Below are 1175 nucleotides of genomic sequence, written 5' to 3'. Positions count from 1 at the left end.
CTGATAGCTCTTAATTGGTTGGACTGGCAGCGCATTTGATTAAGTTCAGCTGCCGACATTCGATCGAGATGACCTAAAATCATATTAACTCGACCTTGGGATTTTAATTTTTCTCGATGTCGTGCCAAAAAATCCCAGTAAAGAAAGTTAAAAGGACAGGCAAACTCCCCGACTCGTTCATTTTTTTTATACAGACAACCCCGACAATAATCACTCATTTTATCAATATAGTTGGCCGAGGAAGCGTAGGGTTTGGAAGCGAGAATTCCCCCATCGGCAAATTGTCCCATTCCCAGTACATTAGTCTGCATTACCCAATCGTAGGCATCGATAAAAACACTATGAAACCAGTTTTCAATCTCTTGGGGAGAGCAACCAAAAACTAAGGCAAAATTGCTCAAAATCATTAATCTTTGAATATGATGGGCATAACCGGTATTTTCCACCTGTGATAATACTTGTTTGAGGCAATTCATCTCGGTTTGTTTACTATCCCAAAAGAAAGCCGGTAAGGGTTGTTGATGCTCAAACCAATTACCATTAGCGTAATCTTCTCCCAAATAATGATAAATTCCCTGCATATATTCCCGCCATCCCAACACCTGACGGATAAATCCTTCGATGCTATTTAGGGCTAAATTATCTTTTTTATAGGCAATTGCTGCCCCTTGAATCACTTCCAAAGGCGTTAGCAATCCTAGATTCAGATAGGGAGATAGTAGGGAATGCCAGAGGGTTTCTTCTCCCGTTACCATCGCATCTTGGTATGGTCCAAAGTTGGGCAGACAATTAGTAATAAAATGCTCCAAAACCTGTAAAGCTTGTCTGCGGTTTACTGCCCAGCGAAAAGGTTTGATTTTTCCATATTTAGGAATATCTAAAGCTTCCACATCAGCGATAACCTGAAGGGTAATTTCATCGGGTTCAAACCAAAGAGGATCAGTTGTTTTTAATCCATCCTTGGGCGGTTTGCGGTTTTGTTTATCAAAGTTCCATTGTCCTCCTATGGGTTGACTATCCTCCATTAAAATCTGCCATTTTTTGCGACTTTCTCGATAGAAATCCTCTAGTAATAGTCTTTTACGAGATTTAGCCCAATTATTAAAATCTGTCCTTGTCCAGAGAAAGTGATTATTATCAATTAGGGTTATAGCACAGTCTAAATTGAGATTTTT

1 protein-coding gene is annotated in these 1175 nt (G+C 39.6%); it reads right to left on the bottom strand.

From position 1 onward, the window contains the following. A partial coding sequence (locus tag PX484_RS16050; protein ID WP_288104721.1) for a cryptochrome/photolyase family protein occupies nucleotides 1–1175 on the bottom strand: 1175 nt, incomplete at both ends.

Origin of the sequence: Microcystis sp. M49636_WE2, from assembly GCF_030065375.1 — a bacterium.
Lineage (GTDB): Bacteria > Cyanobacteriota > Cyanobacteriia > Cyanobacteriales > Microcystaceae > Microcystis > Microcystis aeruginosa_C.
This window is presented reverse-complemented; position numbering and strand designations above follow the sequence as displayed.